Source organism: Streptomyces hyaluromycini (assembly GCF_002217755.1).
Taxonomy (GTDB): Bacteria; Actinomycetota; Actinomycetes; order Streptomycetales; family Streptomycetaceae; genus Streptomyces; species Streptomyces hyaluromycini.
In genome coordinates, this window is the sequence record NZ_BCFL01000038.1 from 96942 (window position 1) to 113785 (window position 16844).

General features: G+C 72.6%; 14 protein-coding genes. 10 read left to right on the forward strand and 4 right to left on the reverse strand.

The window, feature by feature from the left end; translation table 11 throughout:
• Positions 1 to 99 precede the first annotated feature (99 nt).
• From pcaH to SSP29_RS47845, 5 genes are all read left to right on the forward strand, one after another.
• On the forward strand, positions 100 to 873 hold the full coding sequence (gene pcaH / locus SSP29_RS47825; protein WP_089107292.1) for a protocatechuate 3,4-dioxygenase subunit beta: 774 nt from the start codon (positions 100 to 102) through the stop codon (positions 871 to 873).
• A gap of 6 nt (positions 874 to 879) precedes the next feature.
• Entirely contained in the window at positions 880 to 1482 is a 603-nt protein-coding gene (pcaG, locus tag SSP29_RS47830; RefSeq protein ID WP_089107293.1) for a protocatechuate 3,4-dioxygenase subunit alpha, read from the forward strand.
• Between the two features lie 5 nt (positions 1483 to 1487).
• The gene (pcaB, locus tag SSP29_RS47835; RefSeq protein WP_167450188.1) at positions 1488 to 2819 is read left to right on the forward strand and encodes a 3-carboxy-cis,cis-muconate cycloisomerase; all 1332 of its coding nucleotides are present in this window, start codon (positions 1488 to 1490) and stop codon (positions 2817 to 2819) included.
• On the forward strand, positions 2816 to 3934 hold the full coding sequence (gene pcaDC, locus SSP29_RS47840) for a bifunctional 3-oxoadipate enol-lactonase/4-carboxymuconolactone decarboxylase PcaDC (RefSeq protein ID WP_089107295.1): 1119 nt from the start codon (positions 2816 to 2818) through the stop codon (positions 3932 to 3934). Before pcaB ends, pcaDC begins: the two co-directional genes overlap by 4 nt.
• Positions 3935 to 3998: 64 nt before the next feature.
• Complete coding sequence (locus SSP29_RS47845; protein ID WP_089107296.1) at positions 3999 to 4790, forward strand: SDR family NAD(P)-dependent oxidoreductase; 792 nt, start codon at positions 3999 to 4001, stop codon at positions 4788 to 4790.
• 84 nt (positions 4791 to 4874) lie between these two features.
• On the opposite strand, the gene SSP29_RS47850 is transcribed toward SSP29_RS47845, so the two are convergent.
• Positions 4875 to 7556 carry an ATP-binding protein gene (locus SSP29_RS47850; RefSeq protein ID WP_089107297.1) on the reverse strand — a complete coding sequence of 894 codons (2682 nt, stop codon included), beginning with the start codon at positions 7554 to 7556 and terminating at the stop codon, positions 4875 to 4877.
• Between the two features lie 181 nt (positions 7557 to 7737).
• On the opposite strand from SSP29_RS47850, the gene SSP29_RS47855 reads away from it, so the two are divergent.
• From SSP29_RS47855 to SSP29_RS47865, 3 genes are read left to right on the forward strand one after another with little or no spacing between them, the layout of a single operon-like run.
• Complete coding sequence (locus tag SSP29_RS47855) at positions 7738 to 9009, forward strand: MFS transporter (protein ID WP_089107298.1); 1272 nt, start codon at positions 7738 to 7740, stop codon at positions 9007 to 9009.
• 4 nt (positions 9010 to 9013) lie between these two features.
• Positions 9014 to 10156 carry an anhydro-N-acetylmuramic acid kinase gene (locus SSP29_RS47860; protein ID WP_089107299.1) on the forward strand — a complete coding sequence of 381 codons (1143 nt, stop codon included), beginning with the start codon at positions 9014 to 9016 and terminating at the stop codon, positions 10154 to 10156.
• 53 nt (positions 10157 to 10209) lie between these two features.
• Positions 10210 to 11250, forward strand: a complete 1041-nt coding sequence (locus tag SSP29_RS47865; RefSeq protein WP_089107300.1) for a DUF2510 domain-containing protein — start codon at positions 10210 to 10212, stop codon at positions 11248 to 11250.
• 174 nt (positions 11251 to 11424) lie between these two features.
• On the opposite strand, the gene SSP29_RS47870 is transcribed toward SSP29_RS47865, so the two are convergent.
• Positions 11425 to 12039, reverse strand: a complete 615-nt coding sequence (locus SSP29_RS47870) for a TetR/AcrR family transcriptional regulator (RefSeq protein WP_089107301.1) — start codon at positions 12037 to 12039, stop codon at positions 11425 to 11427.
• Between the two features lie 225 nt (positions 12040 to 12264).
• Between SSP29_RS47870 and SSP29_RS47875 the strand changes: the two genes are divergently transcribed.
• Positions 12265 to 13059: a phosphatase PAP2 family protein gene (locus tag SSP29_RS47875; protein WP_089107302.1), complete on the forward strand. Its 795-nt coding sequence runs from the start codon at positions 12265 to 12267 to the stop codon at positions 13057 to 13059.
• Positions 13056 to 13991: a DMT family protein gene (locus SSP29_RS47880; protein ID WP_089107303.1), complete on the forward strand. Its 936-nt coding sequence runs from the start codon at positions 13056 to 13058 to the stop codon at positions 13989 to 13991. Before SSP29_RS47875 ends, SSP29_RS47880 begins: the two co-directional genes overlap by 4 nt.
• A gap of 120 nt (positions 13992 to 14111) precedes the next feature.
• Here the strand turns inward: SSP29_RS47880 and SSP29_RS47885 are convergent, their stop codons facing one another.
• On the reverse strand, positions 14112 to 16160 hold the full coding sequence (locus SSP29_RS47885) for a phosphocholine-specific phospholipase C (RefSeq protein ID WP_089107304.1): 2049 nt from the start codon (positions 16158 to 16160) through the stop codon (positions 14112 to 14114).
• Between the two features lie 203 nt (positions 16161 to 16363).
• Positions 16364 to 16822, reverse strand: a complete 459-nt coding sequence (locus SSP29_RS47890) for a hypothetical protein (protein WP_089107305.1) — start codon at positions 16820 to 16822, stop codon at positions 16364 to 16366.
• Positions 16823 to 16844 lie beyond the last annotated feature (22 nt).

The following is a 16844-nucleotide window of genomic DNA, read 5'->3' on the forward strand; positions in this document are numbered from 1 at the left end:
CCTGCGGGTGCTTCGTGGTTGATCGCGCCCACGCGGCGGAGCCGCATATCGATACAGCCCCGCGCCCCTAAAAGCAGGGCGCTTCACCGAGGACTTTTCATGACACTCACCCAGGCCGACATCGACCTCGAAATCGCCGCCGAACGTGCCGCGTACGAAAAGCGTGTCGCCGACGGCGCTCCCGTCGAGCATCACCCCCGCAGGGATTACGCCCCCTACCGGTCCTCCGTTCTCCGGCATCCGAAACAGCCCCTGGTCGCCATCGACACGGCCAAGGATCCGGAGCTGGTGGAGCTGCACTCCCCCGCGTTCGGGGAGCGGGACATCACCGGCATAGACAATGACCTGACCCGGCAGCACAACGGTGAGCCCATCGGTGAGCGGATCACCGTCTCCGGGCGGCTCCTGGACCGCAGCGGCCGGCCGGTCCGGGGCCAGCTGATCGAGGTCTGGCAGGCCAACTCGGCCGGCCGCTACGCGCACCAGCGCGAGCAGCACGACGCCCCGCTGGACCCCAACTTCACGGGTGTCGGCCGTACGATCACCGACGCCGACGGCGGCTACCACTTCACCACCATCCAGCCGGGCCCCTACCCCTGGCGCAACCACCTCAACGCCTGGCGTCCGGCCCACATCCACTTCTCGATGTTCGGTACGGCGTTCACGCAGCGGCTGGTGACGCAGATGTACTTCCCGAGCGACCCGCTGTTCCCGTACGACCCGATCATCCAGTCGGTGACGGACGACGCGGCCCGGCAGCGCCTGGTCGCCACCTACGACCACGGCCTGTCCGTGCCGGAGTTCTCGATGGGCTACCAGTGGGACATCGTGCTGGACGGCCCGAACGCCACCTGGATCGAAGAAGGACGCTGAGCTGCCATGACGAAGATCGACACGAGCAGCCCTGAGAACGTGCTGCCCACGCCGTCGCACACGGTCGGCCCCTTCTACGGGTACGCGCTGCCGTTCCGCGGCGGCGAGGACATCGCGCCCCTCGGGCACCCGGACACGGTCACGGTCCACGGGTACGTCTTCGACGGCGAGGGCACACCGCTGCCCGACGCCCTCGTGGAGCTGTGGAGCGCCGATCCCGACGGAAACGTCTCCACGACCGACGGTTCGATCCGCCGCGATCCGGCGACCGGTGACTACCTCGGCCGCAACGGCGTGGAGTTCACCGGCTGGGGCCGGATCCAGACGGACACCAACGGGCACTGGTACGCGCGGACGCTGCGGCCCGGCGTCCGCGGCGGCGGCGCGCCCTACATCAGCGTGTGCGTGTTCGCGCGCGGGCTGCTGATGCACCTCTTCACCCGGATCTACCTGCCGGGCGACGACGCGGCGCTCGCCGCCGACCCGCTGCTCACCCGGGTGGGCGAGCGACGCGACACGCTGATCGCCGCCGACGAGGGCCGGGGGACCTACCGTTTCGACATCCGCCTTCAGGGAGAGGGCGAGACGGTCTTCCTGGAGTTCCGGTGACAACAGTGGATCACGGCGGCGGTGACGCCGGGCTGCTCGGTCCCGGGTGGTCCGGTTCGGCCGCCGCGGCCGCGGCGAGCGACGGCGCGTACCTGCGGGCGCTGCTCGACGCGGAGGCGGCCCTCACCCGTGCCCAGGCCGCCCTGGGTCTCGCCCCGGCCGGGGCCGCGACGGCGGTGACCGAGGCGGCCGACCCCGGCCGCTACGACGTCGGCGCCCTCGCCGAGCGGGCCCGTGGCGGCGGCAACCCGGTCATCCCGCTGGTCGCCGGCCTGACGAGGGCGGTCGGCGCGGAGTACGGGCCCTACGTGCACCGGGGTGCGACCAGCCAGGACATCATGGACACGGCGACGATGCTGGTCGCCGCCCGCACCCTGGATCTCGTGCTCGCCGACCTCGGACGGACCGAGCGGGCGCTGGCCCTGCTGGCCGCCGAGCACCGCGACACGCCGATGGCGGGCCGCACGCTCACCCAGCACGCGGTACCGACGGCCTTCGGGCTCAAGGCGGCCGGCTGGCGCTCGCTGGTCCTCGACGCCCGGGACCGAGTGACCCTGGTCCGGGGTTCGCTGCCCGCCCAACTGGGCGGCGCGGCAGGCACGCTGGCCGCCTTCGGGGTGTACGGCGCGGAGCACGCCGAGCAGCTGCCGGCCGCGTACGCCCGTGAACTGGGCCTCGCCGCCCCCCTGTTGCCCTGGCACACGCTGCGGACGCCGATCGCCGATCTCGCCGGGTGTCTCGCCTTCGCGGCCGGGGCACTGGGGAAGATCGCCGCGGACGTGCTGACCTTGTCCCGTACCGAGATCGGCGAGGTCTCGGAGGGCAGCGGGGGCGGTTCCTCGGCGATGCCGCACAAGGCCAACCCCGTGCGCTCGACGCTGATCGCGGCGGCCGCCCGGCGGGCCCCGCAGCTCGCGGCCGTCCTGTACGGCTCGATGGCGGCGGAGGACGAGCGGCCGGCCGGTGCCTGGCACGCCGAGTGGGAGCCGTTGCGGGATCTGCTGCGGACCGTCGGGGGTGCGGCGCGGGACGCGGCGGAGCTGGCGGCGGGGCTGCGGGTGCACCCGGAGGCGATGCGCCGGAACCTCGACCTCACAGGCGGGCTGATCGTCTCGGAGCGGCTCTCCGCCGAGCTGACCCCCGTGCTCGGCCGGGCCCGCGCCAAGGAGCTGCTCACCGAGCTGGCCCGCCGCACCCACACCGAGCACCGGACGCTGCATGAACTCCTCGCCGAGGAACCCGACTTGAGGGACGTCGAGCTCGACAGCCTGACCGATCCCGCCCGCTACACCGGTTCCGCCGGTGTGCTCACCGACCGTGCTCTGGAGCGACGTTGACCGAGAACCTCCTCAACCACCGCGTCGAGGGCCCCGCTTCGGCTCCCCCGCTGCTCCTCGGGCCGTCGCTCGGCACCTCGTACGCCCTGTGGGACGCCGTGGCGCCCGAACTGTCCACCGCCCACCGGGTGGTGCGCTGGAACCTGCCGGGCCACGGCGGTTCGGCACCCGACCTGATCAAGGCGGGGGCGACCGTCGGTGACCTCGCCGACCTGGTGCTCGCGCTCGCCGACTCGCTCGGCATCGAGCGGTTCGCTTACGCGGGCGTGTCGCTGGGCGGTGCCGTGGGACTGCACCTGGCCGTCCACCACCCGGACCGGCTGGAGAACCTGGCGGTGATCTGCTCCTCGGCCCACTTCGGCGGGTCCAGGCCGTGGGAGGAGCGGGCCGGGCGGGTGCGCCGGGAGGGCGTGGAGTGGCTGGCGGAGAACGCCCCCAGCCGCTGGTTCACCCCCGGCTTCACCGTGCCGCGGCTGGTCGAGGACCAGCGGGCGGCCGACCCGGAGGCGTACGCCGCCTGCTGCGACGCGCTGGCCGCCTTCGATCTGCGGGACCGGCTCGGCGAGATCGCCGTCCGCACCCTGCTGATCGCCGGCCGGCAGGACCCCGCGACCCCGCCGCCGCATCTGCGGGAGATCGCGGACGCGGTTGTCGCGTCCACGCTGGTGGAGCTTCCGGGCGCCGCTCATCTGGCGCCCGCACAGTGCCCGGACGCCGTCCTGACCGCGCTCCGCTCCCACCTCGACGGGGGCGCCAGGCGCGGGATGGCGGTACGGCGCGAAGTGCTAGGCGACGCGCACGTCGACGGCGCCCAGGCCCGGCAGACGCCGTTCACGGCCCGCTTCCAGGACTTCATCTCGCGCTACGCCTGGGGCGAGATCTGGACCGACCCCACCCTCTCCCGCCGTGAACGCAGCATGATCACCCTCACCGCGCTGGTCGCCCACGGCCACTACGACGAACTGGCCATGCACGTACGGGCCGCCCGGCGCAACGGGCTGACGCCGGAGGAGATCGGCGCGGTGCTGCTGCAGACGGCCGTGTACTGCGGGGTGCCGGCGGCGAACTCGGCGTTCGCGACGGCGCAACGGGTGCTGGCGGAAGAGGAAGGGTGACCCTGCCGGTCGTACCTCCAGCGGCACCACCCACCCGGCGCCGTCCCGCGCCTAGGCTGGCGGCATGTCCACTGTTCTGATCACCGGTGCCACCTCCGGGCTCGGCCGGTACGTCGCCTTCGAACTGGTCCGCGCCGGACACCTCGTCCTCGCCCACGGCCGCGATCCGGGCCGTACCGAGCGGCTGGTCGACGAGCTGCGCACCGAGGGCGCCGCGGAGGGGTTCGTCGCGGACCTGGCCTCGCTGGCCCAGGTCCGCGAACTGGGCCGGCGGGTCGCCGACGCGCATCCCGAGCTGGACGTGCTGGTCAACAACGCGGGCGTCGGCGCCGGCACACCCGGCTCAGGCCGCGAACTGAGCACCGACGGCCACGAGTTGCGCCTGGCCGTCAACTACCTGGCCCCGGTGACCCTCACCCACGCCCTCCTCCCGGTACTGCGCACGCACACCCCCGCCCGCATCGTGAACGTCGGCTCGGCGGGCCAGGAACCCCTGGACTTCGACGACCCCGAATTCACCCGCGGCTACCAGGGCTTCGCGGCGTACTGCCGCGCCAAGTTCGCCCTGGCGGCCCATACCTTCACCTTGGCGGAGGAGTTGGCGGGCACGGGCGTCGCAGTGAATGTCCTGCACCCCGCCACCTTCATGGACACGGCGATGGTGAGGGAGGGCGGGGTGGCACCGTGGAGCACGGTGGCGGACGGCGCGCCGGGGGTACTGGCCCTGACGACGCAGAACCTGGGAACGGGCGGCTACTTCGACGGCACGAGCCCGGCCAGGGCACACGAGGCGACGTACGACCGAGAGGTGCAGAAACGCCTCTCAGCGGTAACTGATCAACTTCTCGCGCTGTAGCGCCCCTTCTTTAGGGGCGCGGGGCTGTATCGATATGCGGCTGCCGCCGCGTGGGCGCGACCAGCCACATACAACCCGCACCCGTCAACGCAACCCCCGCCCCGTATCCAAAACCTCCCGAGCCTGAGCAACCAGCCCATCGGCTCCACACGACCGAGCCAACGCCAGCCCCCGATTCAGCTCGGCCACCGACCGCGCAGCGATCCCGTACTCCACCCGCGCCGCCGCATGCTCGTACTGGCAGGGCGAGGCCTCCAGATAGGCCACCGCCTGCGAGGCGAGCCGCACCTGGCGTTGCCCGGTCTCCAGCGCGGCAGCGCACCGCAGCGCCTCGCCGATCGCGGTGTCCGTGCCGAACCGCTCGGCCTGCCGCCGCGCGTCGCCCGCCAGCTGGGCCGCCCGCGCCGGGTCCTCGTTGGCGAGGGCCCGGGCCAGGTCGAGTGCCCAGGGCACGACCACGGGGTTGAAGTGGCCGCGCGCGGCGGCCGCCTTCTCCGCCGCCTCCAGTTCGTTCACGGCCTCCTTCGTGCGGCCGACGGCGAGCAGCAGCCGGCCGCGCACCGACCGCGGGTCCGGCATGACGATGGTGGAGGGGTACGGCGGTGCGAAACCGTACTGTTCGGCGGTCTCCCAGGCCTGCTGGACATGGCCGCGGGCGAGCAGCGTGTCGACGAGGTTGCAGGTGGCGGTCCAGTACAGGGGCAGCCGGCGGCCGACCCGCTCGGCGATCCGCAGGGACTCCCGCAGGGAGGTCTCCGCGTCCCGCAGCCGGCCGCGCCTGCGGTGGCCCAGGCCGACGTAGGCATGGGCCAGGGCGAGGTGGCCGCCGCTCCAGCCGGAGGACTCGTAGGCGCGCAGGCCCTCGTTGTACAGGCTCTCCGCGCGGTCGAGGCGGTCGGTGTAGACGTAGGAGTTGGCGAGCATCAGCAGGAGTTCGATGCCCCACTCGCTGTCGGTCCAGCCGAGGCCGGGCGCGAGCCGGCCGTTGACGAGGGCGCGGTCGCACAGCTCGACGACCTCCTCGGCGCTCTCGCCCTGGATCAGCATGTCGAAGCCGCGCAGCATCAGCAGGGCGCGCTCGGAGTTGTCGCGGCCGGTGCAGGTGGCGGCGAGGCCGGCGAGCCGTTCGGAGCGGTGCGGGGAGACGGCCTCGCCGGCGATGCCCTCCCACATGAACTGGACGGCCTGGAGCCGGAGTCTGGCGGGTCCTTCCTCGTGCCGGGCGGCCTCCGCCTCGACCGTGCGGACGGCTTCCTCCAGCTGGTCGTTGTGGAGGAGGGCCTGGGAGAGCCGGAAGACGGCGTCCACGCGTTCGGGCCCGGCGAGGCCGGACATGCCGAGCGCGCTCTGCAGATGGCCGATGGTGACGGCGGGCTTGGTGAGGAGGGTGGCGCAGCCCAGTTCGTAGAGCACGCGGGCGTGGACCTCGGGGACGGGCGGTTCGAGGAGAGCGCGTTCGAGGCAGCGGCGGGCCGCGTCCGGAGCGCCGACGGCGAGGTGTTCCTTGGCGGCGTCACGCAGCTGTTCGACGAGTTCCTCGTCGTCGTCCGGGTGCACCTTCAGCAGATGGCGGGAGGCCTCGGCGATGCCGCGGCCGTCGTCGATGACGATCTGGGCGGCGATGCCGTGCATGGCGGTGCACATCGCGGGCGGGATGGAGTTGTAGACGGCGGTGGCGATCAGCGGGTGGACGAACTCCAGGTCGCCGGTGTGGGACCGGGAGCCGGCCGGGTCGGGCTCGGTGAGGATACGGGCGCTGCGCAGCAGTTCGGCACAGCGCTCGGCGTCGTCCACGGCCATGCTGGCGAGCTGGGCGACGAGGCCGACGGAGATGCCGGTGCCGAGGATGGCGGCGGCCCAGGCGAACCGGGTGGCGTCGACGCCGAGGCCTTCGAGGCGGGTGACGAGGCCGCCGCCTCTGGCCGAGCGGTTGAGGGCGCGCAGTTCGCCGGCCCGGGACTCGACGGGTTCGACCTCGCTGTCCTGGACCTTGGCGAGGAGTTCGACGGTCTCGTAGGGGTTGCCGCCGGTGACGGCCCAGACCTCGCGGCAGAACGGGGCGTCGGCGTGCTCGCCGAGGGTGGCGCGGGTGAGGCCGGCGGTGGCGTCCGGGGTGAGGGCGCTGATGGTGCGGACGGGGCGGCCGGCCGCGGCGGCCACGGCGTCGAGGTAGCGGGCGCTGTCGCCGTTGACCTCGCCGGGGCGGCGGGCCACCAGGACCAGCACGGACAGATCGTCCAGGCGTTCGACGAAGGCGGCGAGCCAGGCCAGGGTCTCCTGGTCGGCCCAGTGCGCGTCGTCGATCAGCAGGACCAGCGGCCAGTCGCGTTTGGCGAGCCGGCGGACGGCGGCGACCAGGCCGTCGCAGACGCCCTGCGGGTCGGCCAGGCGGTCTCCGGGGTCCGTTATGCCGAGGGCGGGGCCGGCGATGTCGTACCAGTCGCCGAGGTACTCCCGGGCCTCCTCGGGCAGCAGGGAGACCAGGGCGGGCTGTAACAGCTGCCGTACGACGTGGAAGGGCACGCTGCGCAGGGTCTCGACGCCGCGGGTGGACCAGACGGTGCAGCCCAGGCGTTCGGCGATGCGGCGGGTCTCGGCCAGCAGCGCGGTCTTGCCGAGCCCGGCCTCGCCGCGCAGCACCAGCAGGTTCCCGGAGGTGGAATGGTCGGCGCCCAGGGCGTCGAGCGCCTCGGTGATGGCGGCGATCTCCTCCTCGCGCTCCCAGAGGTGAGCCGAGGCGCCTCCCGGGAGCTGCTCCTCCGTCATCCCGTTACCTCCCCAAGTCGCCCGAACGACGTACAGACCACGAGCGTAGCCGTCCGGTTGGCTGTCCGGAGGCGGGTCCGGGCAGCTCTTGCCTCGACGGGTGAAAGCGGATGCGGCCGAGCGACGCGGGACGGCCCCGACCTGCCGCTGTACAGCGAACGGACCGTCAACGGGCAGGGACATGAGGCTGACTTTCGAAGATCGGGCAGTACGGGAGCGGAACCGGCCCCTGCGGGCGCTGGCGGCGGGCTCGGTCGGGAACTTCATCGAGTGGTACGAGTTCGGTGTCTACGGCTATGTCGCGACCGTCGTCGCCGAGCGGTTCTTCACTCCGGCGGGCGGGAGTGCGGCCGAGGGGCTGGTGCGTACGTACGCCTCGTTCGGGCTGGCGTTCTTCTTCCGTCCGCTGGGCGCGGCCCTGTTCGGCCGGCTGGCGGACCGGCTCGGCCGGCGGCCGGTGCTGATCCTGGTCGTGGCGCTGATGACGGGCGCGACGGCGCTGATCGGCGTGGCGCCGACGTATGCGCAGGCGGGTGCGCTCGCGCCGTGGCTGCTGACGTTCCTGAGGGTGGTTCAGGGGTTGTCGGCGGGCGGGGAGTTCGGGGGTGCGGTGGCGATGCTGACCGAGTTCGCGCCGCCGGGGCGGCGGGGGCTGTACGGGGCGTGGCAGTCGTTCACGGTGGCGTTGGGGCTGCTGGGCGGGGCGGGGGTCGCGGTGGGGCTGTCCGTGGTCCTGACGGCGGATCAGTTCGGTTCCTGGGGGTGGCGGCTGCCGTTCCTGCTGGCGTTGCCGCTGGGTGCGCTGGCGCTGTGGCTGCGGATCGGGCTGGACGAGACACCGGAGTTCCGGGAACCGGCCGGGGGCGCCGTGCGCGTGCCGGTCGGGGCGATCGCGCTGGCCGCCGCCCGGGTGATGGGCTGGTCGGCGGCCGGGTACACCTTCCTGGTGGTGCTGCCGTCGTACCTCCAGGCCGCGCTGCACACCGGCTTCCGGCAGGCGCTGCTGGCGACCGTGGTGGCGAACCTGGGGTTCGCGGCGGCGATCCTGCCTGCGGGGCTGCTCAGCGACCGGGTGGGGCGGCGGCCGGTGATGCTGGCGGGCGCCGGGCTCGTGGTGCTGCTGGCGCTGCCCCTGCTCGGCCTCCTCCAGGACCCGGGGGCCCCGGCCGCCGTGAAGGGGGCGGCCCTGTGCGGTGCGGGTGCGGTGGTGGGGCTGATGGCCGGGCCGGGGCCCGCGATGCTGGCCGAGATGTTCCCGGCGCGGGCCCGCTGCACGGGCCTCGGACTCGCCTACGCGCTGTCCAATGCCGTGTTCTCGGGCTGTGCGGGCCTCATCATCACGGAGGCGGTGCGGCGCACCGGGAATCTGGACGTTCCGGGCTACTACGCGGCGGCGACCTGCGCGGTCAGCGTGCTCGCGCTCGTCAGGTCACCGAAGAGGAAGGCGGGTTGAGACGTTGCTGGTGATCGGCCTGATGTCCGGGACGTCCTACGATGCGGTGGACGCGGCGGCGGCCGAGCTGCGGCTGCTGGACGGCACGCTGCTGCTGAAGCCGCTGGGGATGGTGAGCACGCCGTACGACGAGGAGCTGCGCGAGGCGCTCGCGGGGGCGTTGCCGCCGGCCGCCGTGCCGCTGGCGCGGGTGTGCCTGCTGGACACCCGGATCGGGCAGGCGTTCGCGGCGGCCGCGGTCCGGGCGAACCGTGAACTGTGCGGCGGGCGTGCGGAGTTGCTGGCCTCGCACGGACAGACGGTCTACCACTGGGTGGCGGACGGCCGGGTGCACGGCACCCTGCAGCTGGGGCAGCCCGCCTGGATCGCAGAGGCGACCGGGCTGCCGGTGGTCGCCGACTTCCGGCCACGGGACGTGGCGGCCGGGGGCCAGGGCGCTCCCCTGGTGAGCCTGGTCGACCTGCTGTGGCTGCGCGGGCGGCCGGGGACACCGGTGGCGCTGAACATCGGCGGGATCGCCAACCTCACCGCGCCCGACGGCACGGCCTTCGACACCGGGCCCGGGTGCGCGCTGCTGGACGCGGCGGTCCGGGAGTTCACCGGCGGGCAGCTGGCGTACGACGTGGACGGGGCGCTGGCGGCGCGCGGCCGGCCGTTCGGACCGCTGCTGGACCGGCTCCTGGAAGAGCCGTACTACGCGCTTCCCGCGCCCAAGACGACCGGCAAGGAGCTGTTTCACGCCGAGTACTGGCGAGCCGTCGAGCGGCTGCCCGCCGAGGACGCGCTGGCGACTCTCACCCTGCTCACCGCGCAGACGGTGGTGGACGCGGTGCGCGGCCTGGACGCCACAGAGGTGATCGCCTCGGGCGGCGGCACCCGCAACCCGGTGCTGATGGCGATGTTGCGCACCAGGCTGCGGGAGATCCCGGTCCGCGTCTCCGACGAGCTCGGTCTGCCCGCGGCGGCGAAAGAGGCGTACGCCTTCGCGGTGCTCGGCTTCCTCACCGCACACGGCCTCGCGGGCACGGTCCCGACCGCCACCGGCGCCCGCCACCCGAGCATCCTGGGCTCTCTGACCCCCGGCCGCAACGGCCTGCGCCTGCCTCCGCCGGCACCGGGGCCGCCGGTGCGGCTGCGGATCGAATGAAGTGTGCCGGATCCTCTCATCCGACTTTCACCCATGCCTCATACGGTGGGGGCATGACGCAGGTGACTCCTCCCGGGTGGTACCCCGATCCCGGGCAGACAAGTGACGGTCCGGCCACCGAACGCTGGTGGGACGGCAAGGCCTGGACGGAGCAGACCCGGCCCGCCGGGTCGGCCGCCGGCTGGGGTCCCCCGCCGCAGCCGCCGGCCGACGGGGCGCAGCCGGCGTACCCGGCCGATGGGGCGTACCCCGCGTACCCGGGTTATCCGGGGTATCCGGCGCCGCCGGCGACCGCCAAGCGCGGGCTGCGTACCGGCGTTGCCGTCGGCATCGCCGTGGCGGTCCTCGCCGCCATCGGGGTGGGCGCGTGGGCGCTCACCAGCGGCGGCGGCGACAGCGGCAACCAGCAGGCCTCGCAGCAGGGTTCGGGCGGCCAGGGCGGTCCCGAGGGGCAGAACGGCGGCCAGGGCTTCCCGTTCGGCGGGTCGGGCGGCAGCTCGGGTTCCGGTGGCACCGACGGGGGCGCGTCGCCGTCGCCGGGCCAGTCCGAGGCGCCGAAGGTCAAGGGCGGCGGCACGGTGGCGGACTCGATCAACGCCATCAGCATCCCGGTGCCGGACGGCTGGACCGGGCAGGCGCTCAGCTACGGCGCCAACGTCAGCTCCGACGACTCCTACAAGTGCCCGGGCGACACCTCGCAGACCTGCACCGCCGGCGGTGCCTACTCGGCGCCCGCGGTGGTGCTGGGCACCAAGGGGACCACGGCCGAGGCGGTCGCCAAGGCGGACATCTCGGCCAACGCCACGGAGTCGTACGGGGGCAAGACCTACGGCTCGATCACCTCGCACGAGGTGCTCGCCTCCAAGGCGGTCACCGTGGCCGGACAGAAGGGCTACCTGGTCCGCTGGAAGGCGATCACCAGCAAGGGTGCCGACGGCTACGTCGAGTCGCTGGCCTTCCCGTCGCCCGCGAACTCCGCGCAGATCGTCGTGGTCCGGTTCGGCGTCGACGTCGGCCAGAAGGAGTCGATCATCGACACGATCACCAGTGGCATCAAGGTGTCCTCGGGCAGCGGCAGCGGTTCGAACGTCTGACCCGGTCGGACCGGGTCTGCCCCGGTCCGGTCCCGGAACAGCAGTCGGCCGGGTGGAGCGCCCCTCCGCTCAAAGGGGCACCCCACCCGGCCGGGGGGTGCGCGCCGCCCCCGTCCCCACGGTGCGGCGCGAGCAGGTCACCGTCCGGTCATCCCGTGGACGGCGGCCTGGGTCCTAGGTCAGTCCGAGTGCGGGCAGCGCGACGGCCTCCACGAACCGGACGAGATAGTCGGCGTCGGCGTACTCGCCGGTGAGCACGGGCCGCACCCGCAGGACGCCGAACATCATGGCGGGCACGTAGTCCAGCGCGGGATGCCCCTCGGGCACCTCGCCGCGCGCGACTCCGCGGTGCAGGATCTCCTGGAGCGCGGCGATCTCGGGTTCCACGAGCGCCTCGCGCAACGCCTGCGCCAGTTCCTCGTCCGAGTGCACCGCGTGTCCCAGCGCCGCGAGCAGCTTGGTGTCCTTGCGGGACCAGTCGCCCGCGGCCCGCGCCACCTCGCGCAGGTCCTCGGCGAGTGACCCGGTGTCGATGCCGACGAAGCGCACCTCGCGCTTGGCCCGCAGCGCGGCCGCGACGAACTGCGGCTTCGTCTTCCACTGCCGGTAGAGCGTGGACTTGCTGCACCGGGTGCTGGCGGCGACCCCCTCCATGGACACGGAGTCGTAACCGCACTCGCGGATCTGTTCGAGCACGGCGTCGAAGAACTCCCGCTCACGCTCCGGCGTGATCTTGGAGCGGCGCGAGGCGGCGACCGTGTCCGGTCCGTCCGCGGCCTGCGACGTCATGTGCCCTGCTCCTCACTCGTTCATCACGTTCGGATCACTTCCGCCCCGCCCTGCGTTCGGCCGGCGCGGAAACCTACAACCAGTGTGGCCTACGTCTATCGATACGCCACTGTACCGGTACTCGACCGTATCGGTACAGTGGCGTATCGGTACGCTTTCGTATCGAAGAGTTCGGGCCACCGCCCGGGACTCGGCACAGCACCACCGTCAGTGAGGGGGCCTGGGATGAGATCCCAGTCCGAGCCTGCTTCAGCGGAGCCGGGCGCGATAGCCCGGCCGCCGCTCGTCCGTGAGCTCCTGCTCGTCGCAGGGCTCTTCCTCGTCTACAAATTCGGGCGGCAGCTGGCCACCGGCCATACCGCCGAGGCCCTGCACAACGCCCACCGGATCTGGGACCTGGAACGGACGCTGCACCTGCCCTCGGAGGTCGACGTGCAGTCCGCGCTGCTGCACGGCGACACCCTCGCCCACCTGGCCAACACCTACTACGCGACGATTCATTTCCCGGCCACGCTGGCCTTCCTGGTCTGGCTCTACCTGCGGCGGCCCGCGCACTACGTCTGGGCCCGCCGGGTCCTCGCCCTGGTGACCGCGGCCGCGCTGGTGCTGCCGTTCACGTTCCCGCTGGCGCCGCCCCGGATGCTGGCCGCGACCGGCCTCGTCGACACGGCCCGGGTCTACGGCCCCTCCGTCTACGGCCCGCCCTCCAGCGACCACCTCTCCAACCAGTTCGCGGCGATGCCCTCACTGCACTTCGGCTGGGCCCTGATGGTGGCGATCGGCCTGATCGTCGCCACCCGCTCACGCTGGCGCTGGCTGTGGCTGCTGCACCCCGCGATCACCCTTCTGGTGATCGTCGGCACCGCCAACCACTACTGGCTGGACGCGATCGTCGCCACCGCGATGCTCGGCGTCGCCCTGGCCCTGATCCACCCGCCGCACCGCACGGCCACCACGGCCGGGCGCGGCACCCGGCACCTCGTCTCCGAGGAGCCCGCACTGGTGGGGGCGGGCCGATGAGCGCCGCGGCCCTGATCGCCGTCGTCCTCTCCCTGGTCTCGGCCGTCGCCTACGCGGCCGCCGCCGTCGCCCAGGAGCGCCTCGCCTCGAAGACCGACGGCGCGGGCCTGCTGCGGCTGCTCGGCTCCGGTGCCTGGTGGGCGGCGGTGGGCCTGAACGCCGGCGCGGCACTGCTGCACGTCGTGGCCCTCAAGTACGGCCCGCTCACCCTCGTCCAGCCACTGGGTGCGCTCACCCTCGTGGCGGCCGTACCGATGGGCGCGCGGGTGGCCGGCCGCAGGGTCACCGCGACGGAGTGGCGGGGCACCGCCCTGACCCTGCTCGGCCTCGGCGCCCTCCTGGTCACGGCCTCCGGCCCCGCGCCCCATCAGGTGCTGAGCCTCACCGAAGCCCTCGCGGTGGCCGGTACGACGGCTGCCCTGATCGGCGCCCTCTCCCGCCCCGGCAGCCGCCCGGGCCTGCGCCACGCGACCGCGTCCGGCTTCGCCTCGGGCGTCGCCTCGGCACTCACCCAGACGGTGACGGTGGCGGCGACGGACCGCTCGGGCCCGGCCCTGAGCGTCGAGGTGGTCGTGGTGGCCCTGCTGGTCGCCGCCTTCGCGGTCGGCGGCCTGCTGCTCTCCCAGACGGCCTACCGCGGCGGCCTGGGCGCCCCGCTGGCCATGGTCACCCTCTCCAACCCACTGGCGGCGGCGATCATCGGCCTGACCCTGCTGGGCCAGGGACTCCAGGGCGGAGTCTGGGGCATCCTGCTCGCCCTGACAGGCGCGGGCCTGGCCTCATGGGGCGTGGTCCTGCTCACCCGGGTGACACCGCCGGCCCCGGTCATCGAACTGGACGACGACGAACACCCGGTGGCAGCAGTCCTGGCCCTGGACCCGACCTTGCTCCCCCGACAAACACCGGAGCCGAAAAAACTCACGGCCCTGTAGCGCGCCCCAAAGGGGCGCGGGGCTGTATTTGCTGTGCGGCTGCCGCCGCGTGGGCGCGACCAGCCACGCACCACCCGCAGCCGCCTGACAACAGTCCCCCACGCCCCCTTGGGCGCACTCTCACACCGTGATGATCGCCGGGTCGCTGACCCCCGGCTCCCCGTTCTCCACGTGCCCCGCGAACCGCCGCACAAAGCTCGCGTCGGCCTCGGACGTGACCGTCAGGTCGTACCACCGCTCGCTGTGGTTGAGGTGCACGATGTGCGTCACGGTGGCCCCGGCCCGCACCGTGAACGTACGGCCCCGGCCGCCGTACCCGTCGGCCACCTTCAGCTTCACCGTGCCGCTGCCCTTGTTGGTGAAGGTCAGCTCGATGTCGTCGCCGTGCGGCCGGGCGGTGACCTCGGGTCCTGCCACCTTGCCGGGACCCTGGAAGGTGCGCAGGAAGCCGTTCGGGCCGTGCACGGTCAGGTCGTACGAGCCGCCCGAGTACACCGAGTTCCAGGTGTCCGAGACGGACTTGCCGGCCTCGGTGGTGTAGCTCCAGGGGCCGTCGGCGCGGTTGTTGGAGGTCACCAGGAAGGCGGCACCGGCCTGCGCGCCCGACGCGAAGGCGAGCGTGAACTTCCCGGCCGCCGCGTCCAGCGAACCGTCCACCAGCGGGGCGTACTTGAGCGGCCGGGTGGGCCGCGAGCCGCGCTCCTGCTTGGGCAGCGCCGGGTTCGCGGGCGGGGTGGGCACGTAGTCGGGGTGGCGGTTGCCGTCCGGCGGCCGGTAGCCGTCCGTGGAGGGCAGCGCGACCGGCTTGGTGTCCTTGCGGGAGAAGTCGAACGCGGCGGTCAGGTCACCGCTGACGGCGCGCCGCCAGGGCGAGATGTTCGGCTCGTGGACGCCGAAGCGGGCCTCCATGAACCGGATGATCGAGGTGTGGTCGAGCGTCTCGGAGCAGACGTAGCCGCCCTTGCTCCACGGGGAGACGACGAGCATCGGGACGCGCTGGCCGAGGCCGTAGGCGCCAGCGGGGTGGCTCGCGTTGCCCGCGAAGAGGTCCAGGGCCGGGTCGACCGTGGACTTGCCCTGCGCCGCGGAGGACGGCGGGAACGGCGGGATCAGGTGGTCGAAGAAGCCGTCGTTCTCGTCGTACGTGATGAACACGGCCGTCTTCGCCCACACCGCGGGGTCGGCGGTGAGCGCGTCGAGGACCTGCGAGACGTACCAGGCGCCGTAGTTGGCGGGCCAGTTGGGGTGCTCGGTGAAGGCCTCGGGGGCGACGACCCAGGAGATCTGCGGCAGCTTGCCGGCCTTGACGTCGGCCTTCAGCTGGTCGAAGAAGCCCTCGCCCTTGGTCGCGTCGGTGCCGGTGCGGGCCTTGTCGTACAGCGGGTCGCCGGGCTGGGCGTTCTGGTACTGCTTGAAGTAGAGCAGCGAGTTGTCGCCGTAGTTGCCGCGGTAGGCGTCCTGGATCCAGCCCCAGCCGCCGGCCGCGTCCAGGCCGTCGCCGACGTCCTGGTAGATCTTCCAGGAGACGCCCGCCTTCTCCAGGCGCTCCGGGTAGGTCGTCCAGCTGTAGCCGGCCTCGTCGTTGCCGAGGACCGGGCCGCCGCCCTGGCCGTCGTTGCCCGTGTAACCCGTCCACATGTAGTAGCGGTTCGGGTCGGTGGAGCCCATGAACGAGCAGTGGTAGGCGTCGCAGATGGTGAAGGCGTCGGCGAGCGCGTAGTGGAACGGTATGTCGTCGCGGTTCAGGTACGCCATGGTGGTGGTGCCCTTGGCCGGCACCCACTTGTCGTACTTGCCGGCGTCGACGGCGGTGTGCGTGTCGTTCCAGCCGTGCGGGAGGTCCTGGATGAAGGCGAGGCCCAGGTCGTCGGCGTCCGGGTGGAAGGGCAGGATGTCCTTCGTGCCGTTCGACTGCTTCCACACGGACTTGTTGTTCTGGGTGACCGAGCGGGGGTCGCCGAAGCCGCGGACGCCGTTGAGGGTGCCGAAGTAGTGGTCGAACGACCGGTTCTCCTGCATCAGGACGACGATGTGCTCGACGTCCTCGATCGACCCGGTGCGGTGGTTCGCGGGCAGTGCGGCGGCGCGCTGGATGCTGCTGGACAGCGCGGTGAACGCCGTGGTGGCGCCCGCGAGTTGGAGGAATCGGCGCCGGTTTACTTCGGGCATGGGTGAGCGACCTCTCATCCTGACGCACGGGTTGGCCGGAACAGGGCGGATTGTGCGCGGTGCGAGTGTTCCAAGGGCATCGAACGTCAGGGAAGGGTCGGGTGTCGCGGATGTGAAAGTCGGCGGTACGTGAGGTAGGTAGTCGGTAAGGAGACGGCGCCGGCCGCGAGCGGGGGAACGGTGACCGCGGCCGGCGCCGGGCTTCAGCTGATGAAGGAGCCCGCGGCGCAGGCGCTCTCCGTCACCCACTGGTGGGACAGGATGTTGTCGTTCATGGAGTGACCGTCGGTGAAGTGGTCCCGGGTGAGGTCGTCCACATAGAGCTCGCCCGGCTTCAGGCAGCCGTAGCCGCCTGAGTAGTTGGAGAAGTAGTAGAAGGCCACGACGTCCTTGCCGCCGACGTAGCCGCTGTTCATCACGGAGGAGGCCGCGTTGCCTGCGCTGCCCTGGAAGCCGCCGGAGCCGTCGGACCAGTTGGAGTCGTTGCCCGCGGTGACGCCGAGCAGGCCGCCCGCGCAGTCCCAGTCCTTCCAGGCCCGCACGTTGCCGTCGCGGCCCGGCCACGCCGCGTTGCAGCCGGCCGAGGCGTGGGCGGTCGCCGGCACGGCGAAGCCGACGGCCGCGAGGGCCAGCGTGGTGAGGGCGAGGGTCATTTTGCGCATGATGAATCCCGTTCTGCCTCGT

What these genes read in the sequence shown, in the direction of transcription:
- SSP29_RS47855 (WP_089107298.1), top strand. Translation starts at nt 7,738, where the DNA reads ATGAGGCTGACTTTCGAAGATCGGGCAGTACGGGAGCGGAACCGGCCC.
- SSP29_RS47845 (WP_089107296.1), top strand. Translation starts at nt 3,999, where the DNA reads ATGTCCACTGTTCTGATCACCGGTGCCACCTCCGGGCTCGGCCGGTAC.
- pcaG (WP_089107293.1), top strand. Translation starts at nt 880, where the DNA reads ATGACGAAGATCGACACGAGCAGCCCTGAGAACGTGCTGCCCACGCCG.
- SSP29_RS47865 (WP_089107300.1), top strand. Translation starts at nt 10,210, where the DNA reads ATGACGCAGGTGACTCCTCCCGGGTGGTACCCCGATCCCGGGCAGACA.
- SSP29_RS47885 (WP_089107304.1), bottom strand. Translation starts at nt 16,160, where the DNA reads ATGCCCGAAGTAAACCGGCGCCGATTCCTCCAACTCGCGGGCGCCACC.
- SSP29_RS47890 (WP_089107305.1), bottom strand. Translation starts at nt 16,822, where the DNA reads ATGCGCAAAATGACCCTCGCCCTCACCACGCTGGCCCTCGCGGCCGTC.
- SSP29_RS47880 (WP_089107303.1), top strand. Translation starts at nt 13,056, where the DNA reads ATGAGCGCCGCGGCCCTGATCGCCGTCGTCCTCTCCCTGGTCTCGGCC.
- SSP29_RS47875 (WP_089107302.1), top strand. Translation starts at nt 12,265, where the DNA reads ATGAGATCCCAGTCCGAGCCTGCTTCAGCGGAGCCGGGCGCGATAGCC.
- SSP29_RS47870 (WP_089107301.1), bottom strand. Translation starts at nt 12,039, where the DNA reads ATGACGTCGCAGGCCGCGGACGGACCGGACACGGTCGCCGCCTCGCGC.
- pcaH (WP_089107292.1), top strand. Translation starts at nt 100, where the DNA reads ATGACACTCACCCAGGCCGACATCGACCTCGAAATCGCCGCCGAACGT.
- SSP29_RS47850 (WP_089107297.1), bottom strand. Translation starts at nt 7,556, where the DNA reads ATGACGGAGGAGCAGCTCCCGGGAGGCGCCTCGGCTCACCTCTGGGAG.